General features: G+C 66.0%; 9 protein-coding genes. 8 read left to right on the top strand and 1 reads right to left on the bottom strand.

The features are described from left to right. Window positions 1-79: 79 nt before the first annotated feature. Window positions 80-3,925, bottom strand: a complete 3,846-nt coding sequence (locus ABT115_RS13125) for a GH92 family glycosyl hydrolase (RefSeq protein ID WP_351787831.1) — start codon at window positions 3,923-3,925, stop codon at window positions 80-82. 501 nt (window positions 3,926-4,426) lie between these two features. Here ABT115_RS13125 and ngcE point away from each other — a divergent pair. The 8 genes from ngcE to dxs all read left to right on the top strand — a co-directional run bounded on the left by ngcE (window position 4,427) and on the right by dxs (window position 14,976). Further along, window positions 4,427-5,875, top strand: coding sequence for an N-acetylglucosamine/diacetylchitobiose ABC transporter substrate-binding protein (gene ngcE, locus ABT115_RS13120; protein WP_351787828.1), 1,449 nt, complete (start codon window positions 4,427-4,429; stop codon window positions 5,873-5,875). A 50-nt stretch (window positions 5,876-5,925) separates the two neighbouring features. Further along, window positions 5,926-6,849 (top strand): carbohydrate ABC transporter permease, encoded by a 924-nt coding sequence (locus ABT115_RS13115; RefSeq protein ID WP_351787825.1) that lies wholly within the window; start codon window positions 5,926-5,928, stop codon window positions 6,847-6,849. Window positions 6,850-6,940: 91 nt separating this feature from the next. Beyond that, a complete protein-coding gene (locus ABT115_RS13110; RefSeq protein WP_351787822.1) occupies window positions 6,941-7,858 on the top strand; it encodes a carbohydrate ABC transporter permease in 918 nt (305 codons plus the stop codon). Window positions 7,859-8,057: 199 nt separating this feature from the next. Beyond that, window positions 8,058-9,260: an ROK family transcriptional regulator gene (locus tag ABT115_RS13105; protein WP_351787819.1), complete on the top strand. Its 1,203-nt coding sequence runs from the start codon at window positions 8,058-8,060 to the stop codon at window positions 9,258-9,260. A 128-nt stretch (window positions 9,261-9,388) separates the two neighbouring features. Beyond that, window positions 9,389-10,492, top strand: a complete 1,104-nt coding sequence (locus tag ABT115_RS13100) for an ABC transporter substrate-binding protein (RefSeq protein ID WP_351787882.1) — start codon at window positions 9,389-9,391, stop codon at window positions 10,490-10,492. A 260-nt stretch (window positions 10,493-10,752) separates the two neighbouring features. Then, a complete protein-coding gene (locus ABT115_RS13095; protein WP_351787817.1) occupies window positions 10,753-11,541 on the top strand; it encodes an ATP-binding cassette domain-containing protein in 789 nt (262 codons plus the stop codon). Continuing rightward, a complete protein-coding gene (locus tag ABT115_RS13090) occupies window positions 11,538-12,809 on the top strand; it encodes a sugar ABC transporter permease (protein ID WP_351787814.1) in 1,272 nt (423 codons plus the stop codon). The genes ABT115_RS13095 and ABT115_RS13090 overlap by 4 nt, the downstream gene beginning before the upstream one ends. Before the next feature lie 187 nt (window positions 12,810-12,996). Beyond that, the gene (dxs, locus tag ABT115_RS13085) at window positions 12,997-14,976 is read left to right on the top strand and encodes a 1-deoxy-D-xylulose-5-phosphate synthase (protein ID WP_351787812.1); all 1,980 of its coding nucleotides are present in this window, start codon (window positions 12,997-12,999) and stop codon (window positions 14,974-14,976) included. The last annotated feature ends 13 nt before the right edge of the window (window positions 14,977-14,989 follow it).

Genomic DNA, 14,989 nt, shown 5'->3' with positions numbered 1-14,989 from the left:
GCGACGGCCGGCACCCCAGAGGCGAGGTACCGGCCGTCCGCGAGAGACGCGCGGCGCTACAAGCGTTTGGAGCCCTGGATCAGGAGAGCAACTCCAGTTCCGCGAGCGTCCCTTCACCGGCGAACACCAGGCGGTAGTGCGCGTACGAGCCCGGCGTACTCACCGAGAACACCCTCGTCTGCCTGTCCCAGGTGAACGACTGGGCCGACCGCTTGTCGAGTTCCTTCCACGTGGTGCCGTCCGGCGAGCCCTGGAGGACCCACCCGGTCGGGGCCTTGTCCGCCGCGCTCGAAGTCAGCGTGTACTGGACCGCGTTCGTGGCCGAAGGCACCGGCAGGTCCACGGAGGTGACGGACGCCGAGGTGGCCGAGGTGTTGTCGAACAGGGCGCCCTCGCCCTTCAGTACGTCCGCCTTCGGCGATGCCACCTTGTCGTCCGTGGTGATCGAGGTCGGCGCCGCGTCCTTGCCGGTGCCCCACGACGACGGCTTGGCGCCCATGTCGAAGTCCAGCACACCGCCCTTGGCCAGCAGGTCGTGCGGCAGTGAAGTCGAGTTCCACTTCTTGCCGTTGACCTTCAGGCCCTGCACATAGATGTTCTTCGCGCTGTTCTTCGGCGCCCTGACGACCAGGTCGTGGCCGTTCTCCAGATGAACCGTGGTCTTTGTGAAGAGCGGGGAGCCGATCGTGTACTCGCCACTGCCCATCACGAGCGGGTAGAAGCCGAGCGAGGAGAAGAGGTACCAGGCCGACTGCTCACCGTTGTCCTCGTCGCCGTGGTAGCCCTGGCCGATCTCACTGCCCGTGTAGAGGCGGCTCAGGACCTCGCGGACCTTCTCCTGCGTCTTCCAGGGCTGCGAGGCCGCGTCGTACATGTATGTGACATGGTGCGCGACCTGGTTGCTGTGGCCGTACATGCCCATCCGTACGTCACGGGCCTCCGTCATCTCGTGGATGACACCGCCGTACGAGCCGACGAACTCGGGACCGGCCGTCTCCGGAGTGGCGAAGTACGTGTCGAGCTTCTTCGCCAGGCCGGCACGCCCGCCGTACAGATTTGCCAGGCCCCTGCTGTCCTGCGGGGCCGTGAAGGCATAGCCCCAGCCGTTCGTCTCCGTGTAGTCGTAGCCCCAGACCCGCGGGTCGTACTGGTCCGACGGCAGTCGCCAGTCGCCCTTGGCGTCCTTGCCCTGGAAGAAGCCGGCCTTGCCGTCGAAGAGGTCGACGTAGTTGCGGGCGCGGTTCAGGAAGTACTCGGACTCCTCCTTGTACCGCTCCTTCTTCGTCTTCTTGTAGAGCGCCCGGCCCATCTGCGCGATGCCGTAGTCGTTGAGGTAGCCCTCCAGCGACCAGGACAGGCCCTCGTGCGTGGAGGTGTTGGCGTAGCCGACGAACGGGGACGTCTCCATGCCCTTGCGGCCGACGCCCGAGGACGGCGGGACCACGGTGGCGTTCTTCAGGGCCGCGTCGTAGGCCGCCTCGGCGTCGAACTTCACGCCCTTGACGTAGGCGTCCGCGAACGCGACGTCCGAGGAGGTGCCGGTCATCAGGTCGGAGTAGCCGGGGGACGACCAGCGGGAGATCCAGCCGCCGTCCTTGTACTGCTGGACGAAGCCGTCCACCATCTCGCCGGCCTTGTCCGGCGTGAGGAGGGAGTACGCGGGCCAGGTCGTCCGGTAGGTGTCCCAGAAGCCGTTGTTGACGTACACCTTGCCGTCGACGATCTCCGCGCCCGTATGGGTCGGGGTGTCGGAGCCGACCTGCGGAGAGAAGGGGCTGGCGTACTTGTCCTTGCCATCGACCTTCTCGAAGCCCGAGTTCGGGTACAGGTACAGCCGGTACAGGCTGGAGTAAAGGGTGGTCAGCTGGTCGGCCGTGGCACCCTCGACCTCCACCTTGCCCAGGATGTCGTCCCAGGCCTCCTGCGCCCGGTCCTCGACCCGGCCGAAGGAGCGGGAGGCGGGAATCTCGGCGGCGAGGTTCTGCTTCGCCTGGTCGATGCTGATCAGCGAGGTAGCCAGTCGCAGGTTGACCGTGCGGTCCTCGCCCGCGTCGAAGCTGAGGTAGCCCGTGACGTCGTCGCCACCGCCGCCGGACAGCTTCCCGCTCGCGATGACCGGCGCGTCGAAGACGCCGTGGACGAAGAGTCGGGTGGCTCCGGTCGAGCCGCCGCTCTTCACATCGGAGAAGCCGGTGAAAGAGCCGCTCTTCGGGTCGAGGGTGAGCCCGCCGTCGTTGGAGACGTTGTCGAAGACGATGCTCGCGTCGTCACCGGGGTAGGTGAACCGCATCCGGGCGGCGTGGTCGGACGGTGTCATCTCGGCCTTGAGGCCGTTGTCGAATGTCACACCGTAGTAGTGCGGCTTCGCCGTCTCGTTCTCGTGGTGGAACGGCAGCGCACGCGCCTTGCGGGAGGCGTCCGGGGTGCCGGAGACCGCCGACGGCATCAGCTGGAAGGTCTGCCGGTCGCCCATCCAGGGACTCGGCTCATGGCTGGCGCTGAAGGCCTGGAGAGTGGGCAGGTTGTCGTCGTTGTTGCCGCGCGCGTAGTCGTACAGCCAGCTGGTCGATCCGGCGTTGGTGACCGGCGTCCAGAAGTTGAAGCCGTTCGGGATCGCGGTGGCGGGGAAGTTGTTGCCGCGCGAGAAACCACCGCTGGAGTTGGTGCCACGGACCGTCGACGCGTAGTCGGAGAGGTGTGAGCGGCGCTTCTCGGGTGCCTTCGGGGCGATCTTGATGTCGTCGATCCAGCCCTGGAACTTCGCCGGGCCCTTGGGGGAGTCGTACGCGACCAGAATCCGGTCGACGGTCCTGCCCGCCGCGACCGTGCCGATCGCCGCGTCGACCTTGTTCCACTGGTTGACGTACAGCCGCTTGGCATCGGCCTGGCCCTGCGGAGTCAGCAGGCCGCCGTTGCTGTCGGTGGCCCGCAGATCGCTCAGATACGTGCCGTCCGTGAACGCCAGGTCGACCGAGACATGCGTCGCCGGGTAGGAGAGGTCCGTCTCGCCCATCTGGGGGTAGATCAGATAGGAGAGTGAGGTGTCACGGGTGACAGCCGTGTTCACATCGAAGATCTTGTTGTACGAGTAGGCCCGGCCGTCCGCCTTGTGCGTACCGGCGTACCGCAGGGCCTTCTTTCCGGTGAAGCCGGCGCCCGCCTTGGCGGTCGGGGAGCCGGACGGGCCGCGGTCGGTCTGGCTGCGCATCGAGTCGGGCGCCGGGACCGAGGTGTTGCCGTCGGAGAACTGGACGTCGGCGAGCTGGGTCGCGCCAGAGGCGCCGTTGTTCTTCGTGATCTGCAGACGGTAGTGCTGGTATGCCGTGTCGGATGTGAAATCGTACGACTTCGTCTGGAACCGCTCGGTGAACGTCTGGCCGGTCCGGGAATCGAGGTCCGTCCAGTCCTTGCCGTCGGCGGAGCCCTGCAGGGTCCAGTCCTTCGGATCCCGCTCGTCGTGATCATTGGCCGACGTCAGCGCGTACGTCACGAGCTTCACCGGTTCGGTGAGATCGAACTCGACCCAGGCGGTGGGCTCGAAGGACAGCCACTTGGTGCCGGGCTCCCCGTCGGTGAGATTCTCCTTCACCTCCCCGCCACCGGTGTTCTCGCCACTGGCGCGGACATCTGTCACCTTGTCTGTGACATTGCCCGGTATTCCTGTGGAGAAGCCGCCGTCGACACCCGATGACCGCTTCTTTCCGTCAGGACCTTCTTCGACGGTGCTGCGCCAGTCCGGCTGCTTTTCGTCCGCTTCGAAGGATGAACTGAATGTCCGTTCCCCCAAGGCGCTTTGGCTCTTTTCGCCTGTCCCGGCCGACTGTGCGGCGGCCACGGTGGGGGCTGTCACGACCAGGACCAGTGAAGCCGCGATCAGTGCGGCCGTACGGCTTTGTCTCTTGCGAGAACCATGTCGGGGCTGCATGCCGAGCCATTCCTCTCGGGGAAGTACGCTTGGACAACGTTGTCAGGGAGATGCGCAAGGTCCAGTAGGAAGCCAAGTTCCGTGATGTGTCAAGGGTGTTGGAAGTGAATCGCCAGTCGAATCGACCGTAATGTGGAAATCGTTACACCTGGGCCGGGGTGCACGGGGTCCAGGCATCCGCGAGGTCTCAACTCGGGAAAGACTGCCACCCAACCTTGCATTCGATCTTGCTCAGGCGGCTGGGAGTGGACTATACCTGTCGGCGTCTGCGCAGCTCTTTCCGGCGACGCGGACAAGGGGGACACGGGGGAACGGTCAAGGAGTGCACAACAAGTGCATCCGATGCCCGGTCTTCCGAAACCCTCCACTGCACATGGCTAGCCTGAGATCAGCACTATCCAAGCGCAACTGACCGCGGTGGCGGGGCCCTTCGCCTGAGGCGAGTTTCGACGGGCGACCGGTACACACCGCCTGAGTCCTGGAGAAAGCGAGGACTTGAGCATGGGATCCACCTCCGCCCACAAGAATGAGGGCCTCGGCCGTCGCGATGTGATCAAGCGATCTGCCGCACTCGGTCTGATCACCGTTCCGACGGTGGGCTTCCTGTCGTCGTGTGCGAGCGGCGACAGCGGCAGCGACAAGAAGGTCGAGAAGGGCAAGGTCAGCAAGACGAACCCGCTCGGCGTCAATGAGACAGCTCCCCTCGAGGTGGTCATCTTCGACGGCGGCTTCGGCCAGCAGTACGCGATCGACGCGGAGAAGAAGTACAACGCGGCGTTCCCGAAGGCTCCGAAGGTCAAGCATGTCGCGACCCAGAAGATCGCGACGCAGCTGCAGCCGCGCTTCAACGGCGGCACCCCGCCGGACCTGATCGACAACTCGGGTGCCGAACAGATGGACATGGGCATCCTGGCCGGCAAGAAGCAGCTCAAGGACCTGACGCCGCTGATGGACGCCCCGTCCTACGACGACCCGAACAAGAAGGTGCGTGACACGCTGCGCCCGGGCGTCCTGGAGATGGGTCAGCTGGAGGGCGACCCGGTCTGGATTATGTACTACGCCTACACCGTCTATGGCGTCTGGTACTCGCAGACCGCGCTCGACAAGCTCGACGCGCAGTACCCGGAGACCTGGGACGACATGCTCGCCCTCTGCAAGAAGGCGAAGCAGCAGGGCATCGCCGGCTGGACGTACCCCGGCAAGTACCCCTACTACCTGGCGTACTCGCTCTACCCGTTCATCGCCAAGATCGGTGGCCGGGAGGTCCTCGACAAGATGGACAACCTGGAGCCGAACGCCTGGAAGGACCCCGCGGTCAAGGCGGCGTTCGAGGCGTACTACGAGCTGTACAAGAAGGGGTACATCCTCAAGGGCACCCCCGGCCTGACCCACATCCAGTCGCAGACCGAATGGACCAAGGGCAAGGCGCTGTTCATTCCGAACGGTTCGTGGGTGGAGAACGAGGCTGCGCCGACGACGCCCAAGGACTTCAAGATGATGGTCTCGGCGCCGTCCGGCCTGGACGCGTCCGACAAGCTGCCGTTCGGCACCATCTGGGCCTCCGGCGGCGAGCCCTTCATCGTCCCGGCCAACGGGAAGAACCCCGAGGGCGCCATGGAGCAGCTGCGCATCATGCTCTCCGAGGAGTCCTCGAAGAACTTCACCAAGCAGGTCAAGTCGCTCACCTCCTTCAACGGAGGCACCGACGGTCTGAGCCTGTCGACCGCCCTGCAGTCGGGTGTCGACGCGCTCAAGCTGGCCGGCGACAACGTGCTGAACCCGCGTCTTGAGGGCTGGTACTCGAAGTTCCAGAAGGAACAGGTCGGCATCGCCGGTCTCGGCGAGATGCTGGCGGGCCGCGCGACCCCGGCGGAGACCATCAAGAAGATCCAGGCCTTCGCCGACGCGACGGCCAAGGACCAGTCCATCAAGCACTACAAGCACCAGTGAGCAACCGTCACCAGCGGCGGCACCCGCGGAAAGATCGGGGTCGGTAAACGATGCAGCACGGCAAGTACCGTTTCATCGTGGGGTTCTTGGTTGTCCCACTGGCGTTGTACGCGGTCTTCGTCATTTGGCCGTTCGTCCAGTCCATCTACTATTCGTTCACGGACTGGACCGGTCTGAGCGCGGACTTCAAGATGGTCGGGTTCGACAACTACACGAAGATGCTGAAGGACGACATCTTCTGGAAGTCGTTGCAGCACAGCGTGTTGCTTGTGCTGCTGCTGCCGCTGGTGACGCTGGGCCTGGCGCTGTTCTTCGCTTTCATGCTCAATGTCGGAGGCCGCCGGCGCAAGAACGCCACGGTCTCCGGCGTGCGCGGGTCGAGTTTCTACAAGATCGCCTATTTCTTCCCGCAGGTGCTCTCGATCGTCATTGTCGCCCTGCTCTTCCAGTTCGCATTCAACCCGCGTGACGGGATGCTGAATGCGACGCTGAAGGGAATCGGCCTGGGTTCCATTCAGCCGGACTGGCTTGGTGACCCGAGCCTGGCGCTCGTCTGTGTCATGTCGGTGCTGGTCTGGTCGACGGTCGGCTTCTTCGTCGTCCTCTTCTCGGCCGGAATGGCGTCCATCCCGAAGGACTTCTACGAGGCGGCGCTCCTCGACGGCGCCAACCGCTTCACGACGTTCTTCCGGATCACGCTTCCGCTGCTCTGGGACACGGTGCAGTCGGGCTGGGTCTACATGGGGATCCTGGCCCTCGGCGTGGAGGCGTTCACCGCCGTACAGGTCATGACCGTGGGCCCCGGTGGTCCCGACTACTCGACCACGGTCCTGCCGCTGTACGTGTACCAGACGGCCTTCCGCGACGGGCAGGCCGGATACGCGACGACGATCGGTGTCGGACTGCTCATCGTCACCATGGCCTTCGCCGCCATCGTGATGCGACTGGGCCGTCGCGAGCGGCTGGAGTTCTGATGTTGCGAATGACGGGAGACGGCCCCCGGACCCCCAGCAGGCACCACAGGTCGGCCTCCGTGTCCGGCTCGACAGTACGAGGTGAGTACACGTGAAGACGACCGACACCCCTCCCGCGGTCCCGGCGGCGGACCCGGTCCCCGTGGCCAAGGCGCCCGCGCCCGTCGGCAAGGCGAAGAGCAGCGAGGGCCAAGTCCTCAATGTGTTCTCGCACGGTGTGCTGATCATCTGGGCGATCCTGGTCGTCATGCCGCTGCTCTGGGCGGTGATGGCGTCGTTCAAGACCGACAATTCGATCCTTTCGACGCCCTGGGCGCTACCGGACAAGCTGCACTTCGAGAACTGGTCGCGCGCCTGGAGCCAGGCGCACATGAGCGACTACTTCTTCAACACCATCATCGTGGTCGGCTGCTCGCTCGTCGGCACTCTGCTGCTCGGTTCGATGGCGGCATACGTACTGGCGCGGTTCGACTTTCCCGGCAATCGCTTCATCTACTACATGTTCATCGGTGGGATGAGCTTCCCGATCATCCTGGCACTGGTCCCGCTGTTCTTCGTCATGAACAACATGGGCCTGCTGAACACGCGGCACGGACTGATCACGGTCTACATCGCGTACTCGCTGCCGTTCACCGTCTTCTTCCTCACCTCGTTCTTCCGGACGCTGCCGACCTCGGTGGCGGAAGCGGCGATGCTCGACGGGGCCTCGCACACCCGGACGTTCTTCCAAGTGATGCTGCCGATGGCGAAACCTGGCCTGATCAGCGTCGGTATCTTCAACTTCCTCGGGCAGTGGAACCAGTACATGCTGCCGACGGTGCTCAACACCGATCCGAACCACCGGGTGCTCTCCCAGGGGCTGGTCGAACTGGCCAACAGCCAGGGATACAAGGGTGACTGGTCCGGTCTCTTCGCCGGTCTGGTGATGGCGATGCTGCCGGTCCTCGCCGCCTACATCGTCTTCCAGCGCCAGGTCGTCGCAGGGCTTACCGCGGGTGCGGTGAAGTAGCACCCGTACCCCCTGCGCACAGACGAACCGCCCGCCGGCACATGCGCCGGCGGGCGGTTCGTCTGTGCAGGAGGCTGCCTCGGATGCGGGCACTGTGCTCATCCGAGGCTTCGCATGCTCAAGGTCTTGACGGGGAGTACCCCAAAACGCTCAGCTTAGAGTTCACATGTTGGAGAAAACGGTAGGAGTGAGAGAGTCGATGGAGACTCCGGGGTCGCAGACATCTCTGCATCGCGCCAACCTTGAGCGAGTCGTGCGCGCGGTCCGCATGGCCGGCTCGCTCACCCAGGCGGAGATCGCTCGGAGCACCGGCCTGTCAGCGGCCACCGTCTCCAATATCGTTCGCGAGCTGAAGGACGGCGGCACGGTCGAGGTGACGCCCACCTCGGCGGGCGGCCGCCGGGCCCGCAGTGTCTCGCTCAGCGGTGACGCGGGCATTGTGATCGGTGTCGACTTCGGACATACGCATCTGAGGGTGGTGATCGGTAATCTCGCCCACCAGGTGCTCGCCGAGGAGTCCGAGCCGATGGATGTCGACGCCTCGGCGGCGGAGGGGTTCGGGCGGGCCGAGCGGCTGGTCAAGCGGCTGATTGAGACGACCGGGATCAGCCCGGACAAGGTGATCGGGGTCGGCCTCGGTGTTCCCGGCCCGATCGACGTCGAGTCCGGCACGCTGGGCTCCACATCGATCCTGCCGGGCTGGACGGGCATCAACCCCAGCGAGGAGCTCGCAGGCCGGCTCGGTGTGCCGGTGTACGTCGACAACGACGCCAACCTGGGGGCGCTCGGCGAGCTGGTCTGGGGGAGCGGCCGCGGGGTCAAGGACCTTGCCTACATCAAGGTCGCCAGCGGTGTCGGCGCCGGTCTGGTGATCGACGGGCGCATCTACCGGGGGCCGGGCGGCACGGCCGGTGAGATCGGGCACATCACGCTCGACGAATCGGGTCCGGTGTGCCGCTGCGGCAACCGGGGGTGCCTGGAGACGTTCACGGCCGCGCGATACGTCCTGCCGCTGCTCCAGCCCGGTCACGGGCCCGATCTCACCATGGAACGGGTGGTCCAGCTGGCCCGCGAGGGCGATCCGGGCTGTCGTCGGGTGATCGGGGACGTCGGGCGGCACATCGGCAGCGGGGTGGCCAGTCTCTGCAATCTGCTCAACCCCAGTCGGGTGGTGCTCGGCGGTTCGCTCGCCGAGGCGGGCGAGCTGGTGCTCGCACCGATCCGCGACTCGGTCTCCCGCTATGCCATTCCCAGCGCCGCCAGACAGCTGTCGGTGCTGCCCGGGGGGCTCGGCGGCCGGGCCGAGGTGCTGGGTGCGCTGGCCCTGGTACTGAGCGAGATGGGGGATTCAACCCTTTTGGAGTGCACTCTGTCGACGACCACTCTGCCTTCACTTAGATAATGAATGGCACCGTTGTCATCTCGTTAAGGATTTACTCCTTGACGCTGACGTCGCAGCCGAGTTGACTGCCAGCCACCTCGGCCGCAACGTCGCGGCCTCGTCAGGGAGGTTCGAGAATGAACACGCGTATGCGTCGTGCCGCCGTTGCCGTTGCCGCCACCGCGATGGCGGTGTCCCTCGCTGCCTGTGGCAGTGCCAAGGATGCCGATGGCAAGAAGAGCACGGAGTCGAGTGCCAAGAAGGGCGACGACATCACGATCGGTCTGCTCCTTCCGGAGAACCAGACCGCACGCTACGAGAAGTTCGACAAGCCGCTCATCGAGAAGAAGGTCGGCGAGCTGACCAACGGCAAGGGCAAGGTCGAGTACCTCAACGCCAAGCAGGACGCGCCGACCCAGGCCCAGCAGGTCGACACGATGATCACCAACAAGGTCGACGCGCTGATCGTCGACGCGGTCGACTCCGCCTCCATCAAGACCTCGGTCCAGAAGGCCCACGACGCCGGTATCCCGGTCGTCGCCTTCGACCGCCTGGCGCAGGGCCCGATCGACTCGTACGTCTCCTTCGACAATGTCCAGGTCGGACACGTACAGGGCAAGGCACTGCTGGAGGCACTCGGTGACAAGGCCAAGTCCGGCAAGATCGTCATGATGAACGGTGCGATCACCGACCCCAACGCCCACGACTTCAAGACGGGCGCGCACGCCGAGCTCGACGGCAAGGTGAACATCGGCAAGGAGTACGACACCAAGGAGTGGAAGCCGGAGAACGCCAACGCCAACATGGACGCGGCGATCTCGGCTATCGGCAAGGACAAGATCGTCGGTGTCTACTCCGCCAACGACGGCATGGCCGGCGGTATCATCACCGCGCTCAAGGCCGCCGGAATCTCCCCGCTCCCGCCGGTCACCGGCCAGGACGCAGAGCTCGCGGGCGTGCAGCGCATCGTCGCCGGTGAGCAGTTCATGAGCATCTACAAGCCCTACGTCCAGGAGGGGCCGATCGCTGCCGAGATGGCCGTGAAGCTGGCCCAGGGCAAGGAGCTCGGCTCCCTCGCGACCTCCACGGTCGACAGCCCCACCACCAAGAAGGTCCCCTCGGTGATCATCCCGGTCGTCTCGCTGACCAAGGAGAACATCCAGGACACCGTTCTCAAGGACGGCATCTATCAGGTGAGCGAGATCTGCACCCCGAAGTACCAGGCCGCCTGCGACAAGCTCGGCCTGAAGTAGGGATCTCCCCCGTCGTGAGACCGGCCGGCCGACTTCCGCAGAATTCCGGCGGGTCGGCTTCTCCAACGCAGCCTCTCCGAGGCAGCACCGGCCAGTCCGATGAAGCCTGTCCGGCGCCCCGGCACATCAACAGTCCCGCTGTCGGGCGGGGCGCCAGGCGGAACGCTTCTTCCCCTGCTCTCTGTTCTCTTGTTCTCTTCTGCTCGACCACCGCGCCTCCCGCCAGGCGTGGCATCCCCGCCGGTCAGGCGGCGAAGGAGATGGTTCATGTGTCCGCTGCGCCCGTGCTGGCGTTGCGAGGGGTCTCCAAGCGATTCGGTGCTGTGCAGGCACTCACCGACGTAGAACTTGAGGTCCGCGCCGGTGAGGTCGTCGCCCTGGTGGGCGACAACGGAGCCGGTAAGTCCACGCTGGTCAAGACGATCGCCGGTGTGCACCCCATCGATGACGGCGTCATCGAGTGGGAAGGCAGGCCCGTCCAGGTCAACAAACCGCAGGACGCCCAGCAATTGGGCATCGCGACGGTGTATCAGGACCTCGCGCTGTGCGACAACATCGACGTCGTCGGCAACCTCTATCTCGGCCGGGAGCTGCGCAGGCGCGGCATCCTCGACGAGGTCGAGATGGAGCGCCGCTCGCTCGAGCTGCTCAACACCCTGTCCATCCGAATCCCCAGTGTGCGCATTCCGGTCGCCTCGCTCTCAGGCGGTCAGCGCCAGACCGTCGCGATTGCGCGCTCGATGCTCGGCGAACCCAAGCTCGTCATCCTGGACGAGCCCACCGCGGCACTCGGTGTCGAGCAGACCGCCCAAGTCCTCGACCTGGTCGAGCGGTTGCGTGAGCGCGGCCACGCGGTCATCCTCATCAGCCACAACATGGCGGACGTCAAGGCCGTGGCCGACAAGGTGGCCGTACTCCGTCTCGGCCGCAACAACGGCGTCTTCGATGTGAAGAGCACATCGCAAGAAGAGATCATCTCCGCCATCACCGGAGCCACGGAGAACGCCGTGACCCGTCGTGCGGCGCGCAACGCGGAGGTTCAGAAGTGAGCACCGAAAAGACTGCCGTCCCCACGGCCGAGGCCGCCAAGGGAGCCGTCACCGCGGTGGACCCCCGGCTGCTCGTACGCGAGCAGGGCTTCATGGGCTACCTGTGGGAGTTCCAGCGCAGGATCCGGGCCGGGGACCTGGGATCCCTGCCCGTCGTGCTCGGCCTGCTGATCATCTGGTTGATCTTCCAGAGCCTCAACTCGAACTTCCTCTCCGCCGAGAACCTGAGCAACATCTCCGTCACGATGGTCGGCACGGGCATGATCGCCGTCGGTATCGTCTTCGTACTGCTGCTCGGTGAGATTGACCTCTCGGTCGGCTCGGTCAGTGGTGTCTCGGGTGCCGTCGTCGCTGTGATCACGGTCACACACGGCATGAACGAGTGGTTCGCGATTCTCGTCGCGATCGCCAGCGGCGCGGTCATCGGCGCCATCCACGGCTTCTTCTTCGCCCGCGTCGGCGCCCCCGCGTTCGCCGTGACATTGGCCGGTCTGCTGTTCTGGCTGGGCTTCATGCTCCAGATCCTGGGCAGCAACGGCACGATCAACCTGGACTCCGAAGGCGTCGTCGGGCATCTGACCACCTACTACTTCACCGATGTGGCGGCCGCCTACGGTCTGGCCGTATGTGCCGCGGTGGTGTACTTCCTCAGTACGTTCTTCGAGAACCGGCGGCGTGAGGCGGCGGGCATCCCCTCCCGGCCGCTCACCGAGATTCTGGTGCGCACGGGCCTGCTCGCGCTCCTGGCCCTGGTCGTCGCCCGTGTGCTCAACCAGTACAAGGGCCTGCCGCTCGCGTTGGTGATATTCCTCGCGTTCCTGGTGGCCACGGACTTCGTGCTGCGCCGTACCGCCTACGGCCGCAAGATCTTCGCGCTCGGCGGCAGCGTCGAGGCATCGCGCCGAGCCGGTATCAACGTCACCGCGATCCGTATCTCCGTCTACACCATCGCCGGGACGTTCGCGGCCATCGGCGGCCTGTTCCTGGCCTCCAAGATCGCTGCGGCCAACCAGAGCGCGGGCACCGGCGACCTGCTGATGAACGCCATCGCGGCAGCCGTCATCGGCGGCACCAGCCTCTTCGGCGGCCGCGGCCGCACTTGGAACGCTCTGCTCGGTGTCATGGTGATCACCTCGATCCAGTACGGCCTCGCCCTGGAGGGCATCGCCACCCCGATCCAGTACATGATCACCGGTGGTGTGCTGCTCGCCACGGTCGTCATCGACTCGGTCACCCGCAAGACCCAGAAGACCGCCGGCCGCGCCTGACCACGGCCGCGCTCCTGTGCCCGGCACCACGGAAAGTGCCGGGCACAGGAGTGTCCGCGTGTACGCACAGCGCCCCGGCCGGGTACCGAGTACGTCCCGAACTCCCCGCCCGATGACTTCACGCGCGGACGGAACATTAGACTCATCGGACCGGCATGCTCGACCAGCTCAAACGCAAGGAGGCACGGTGACACAGCCGCGCGAAGCGCGACGCGCAAGGGTGGCGGTGGGCGACGGGTGGGATCTGCTGACCCGCATCGGTGGACCGCGCGACCTGGACCGGCTCACTCCCGAGCAGCTGGACCAGCTCGCCGAAGAGATCCGGACCTTCCTCGTCGACGCCGTTTCGAAGACCGGCGGCCACCTCGGCCCCAACCTGGGTGTGGTCGAGCTGACCATCGCCCTGCACCGGGTCTTCGATTCGCCGAAGGACAAGGTGCTGTTCGACACCGGTCACCAGAGCTATGTTCACAAGCTCCTCACCGGTCGCCAGGACTTCTCGAAGCTCAAGAGCAAGGGCGGCCTGTCCGGCTACCCCTCCCGCGCCGAGTCCGAGCACGACATCATCGAGAACTCGCACGCCTCCACCGTGCTCGGCTGGGCCGACGGCCTCGCCAAGGCCAACCAGGTGCTGGGCAAGGACGACCACGTCGTCGCGGTCATCGGGGACGGCGCGCTCACCGGCGGTATGGCCTGGGAGGCGCTGAACAACATCGCCGCCGCCAAGGACCGCCCGCTCGTCATCGTCGTCAACGACAACGAGCGCTCCTATGCCCCGACCATCGGCGGTCTCGCCAACCACCTCGCGACCCTGCGCACCACCGACGGCTACGAGCGCTTCCTGGCCCGCGGCAAGGACCTCCTGGAGCGCACCCCCGTCGTCGGCAAGCCGCTGTACGGGACGCTGCACGGTGCCAAGAAGGGGCTGAAGGACTTCATCGCCCCGCAGGGCATGTTCGAGGACCTCGGCCTGAAGTACGTCGGCCCGATCGACGGCCATGACATCGAGGCCCTGGAGTCCGCGCTCCAGCGCGCCAAGCGCTTCGGCGGGCCCGTCATCGTGCACTGCCTCACCGAGAAGGGCCGCGGCTACACCCCCGCCCTGCTCGACGAGGCCGACCGCTTCCACGCCGTCGGCAAGATCCACCCCGACACCGGCCTCCCGGTCGCCACCTCGGGCCTCGACTGGACCTCCGTCTTCGGCGAGGAGATGGTCAAGCTCGGCAAGGAGCGGGAAGACATCGTCGCGATCACCGCGGCCATGCTTCAGCCGGTCGGGCTGTCCAAGTTCGAGAAGGAGTTCCCGGACCGGATCTACGACGTCGGTATCGCCGAGCAGCACGGCGCGGTCTCCGCGGCCGGCCTCGCCACCGGCGGACTGCACCCCGTCTTCGCGGTGTACGCCACCTTCCTCAACCGGGCCTTCGACCAGGTCCTGATGGATGTCGCGCTGCACAAGTGCGGTGTGACCTTCGTCCTGGACCGGGCCGGTGTCACCGGCACCGACGGCGCCTCGCACAACGGCATGTGGGACATGTCGATCCTGCAGTGCGTGCCCACGCTCCGGATCGCCGCACCTCGCGACGCCGACCAGGTCCGCGCCCAGCTGCGCGAAGCCGTCGAGGTCGACGACGCACCGACCGTGGTCCGCTTCTCCAAGGGCGCCGTCGGACCGGCGGTCAAGGCCGTCGGCAAGGTCGGCGGGATGGACGTCCTGCGTGAGCCCGGCACCACCCGGCCGGACGTCCTCCTGGTCTCCGTCGGCGCGCTCGCCCCGATGTGCCTGGAGATCGCCGGTCTGCTGGACGCCCAGGGCATCTCGACGACCGTCGTCGACCCGCGCTGGGTCAAGCCGGTCGACGAGGCCATGGCCCCGCTTGCCGAGCAGCATCGGGTCGTCGTCACCGTCGAGGACAACAGCAGGGCCGGCGGCGTCGGCTCCGCCATCGCCCAGGCGCTGCGCGACGCCGGGGTCGACGTACCGCTGCGCGACTTCGGCATCCCGCCGCGCTTCCTCGACCACGCCTCCCGGAACGAGGTCATGGCCGAGATCGGGCTGACCGCACCGGACATCGCCCGTCAGGTCACAGGCCTGGTCGCCAAGCTGGACGGCCGCTACGGTGCGAGCACGGACAGCGCCTCCGTGATAGAGCCCGTCCGCGACTGACCGGTACGGCCCC

Source organism: Streptomyces sp. NPDC001832 (genome assembly GCF_040297265.1).
In the GTDB taxonomy this organism is placed as follows: domain Bacteria; phylum Actinomycetota; class Actinomycetes; order Streptomycetales; family Streptomycetaceae; genus Streptomyces.
The sequence above is the reverse complement of the archived record's forward strand: the minus strand, read 5'-3'. Positions and strand labels throughout refer to the sequence as shown.

What these genes read in the sequence shown, in the direction of transcription:
- ABT115_RS13115 (WP_351787825.1), top strand. Translation starts at nt 5,926, where the DNA reads ATGCAGCACGGCAAGTACCGTTTCATCGTGGGGTTCTTGGTTGTCCCA.
- ABT115_RS13105 (WP_351787819.1), top strand. Translation starts at nt 8,058, where the DNA reads ATGGAGACTCCGGGGTCGCAGACATCTCTGCATCGCGCCAACCTTGAG.
- ngcE (WP_351787828.1), top strand. Translation starts at nt 4,427, where the DNA reads ATGGGATCCACCTCCGCCCACAAGAATGAGGGCCTCGGCCGTCGCGAT.
- ABT115_RS13095 (WP_351787817.1), top strand. Translation starts at nt 10,753, where the DNA reads ATGGTTCATGTGTCCGCTGCGCCCGTGCTGGCGTTGCGAGGGGTCTCC.
- ABT115_RS13125 (WP_351787831.1), bottom strand. Translation starts at nt 3,925, where the DNA reads ATGCAGCCCCGACATGGTTCTCGCAAGAGACAAAGCCGTACGGCCGCA.
- ABT115_RS13100 (WP_351787882.1), top strand. Translation starts at nt 9,389, where the DNA reads ATGCGTCGTGCCGCCGTTGCCGTTGCCGCCACCGCGATGGCGGTGTCC.